General features: G+C 65.9%; 1 pseudogene. It reads left to right on the top strand.

Annotation, left to right across the window (positions count from 1 at the left end):
* Positions 1 to 218, top strand: a pseudogene (locus AX708_RS02540) (transposase domain-containing protein); the annotation flags it as partial.
* Positions 219 to 364 lie beyond the last annotated feature (146 nt).

Below are 364 nucleotides of genomic sequence, written 5' to 3'. Positions count from 1 at the left end.
CCGAGAACGCGCTGCGCGGCATCGCGGTCGGGCGCAAGAACTGGCTGTTCGCCGGCGCCGACTGCGGCGGCGAGCGGGCGGCCGCGATGTATTCGCTGCTCGAGACCGCCAAGCTCAACGGCGTGAACCCGCAGGTCTGGCTGACCGACGTCCTCGACCGCATCGGCAAAGGCCATCCCATCAACCGCCTCGACGAGCTCCTGCCATGGGCGTGGAAGGCGGCTCGTTCCAGTGACCCCGACGTTGCGTGAGGACCCATTGCGCCGATGGCAGCTATCTGCGATTTTCCGCCAGAAGCCGACATTCAGCAAGCGTTTAGAGTTTCGGACGCCGATAGGCGTCGGAAAGTCGACGGTGCCCGAAC

Origin of the sequence: Erythrobacter sp. CCH5-A1 (assembly GCF_001557115.1) — a bacterium.
In the GTDB taxonomy this organism is placed as follows: Bacteria; Pseudomonadota; Alphaproteobacteria; order Sphingomonadales; family Sphingomonadaceae; genus Erythrobacter.
Note: the sequence above shows the minus strand (reverse complement) of the source record. Positions and strands in the feature narration are given on the sequence as shown.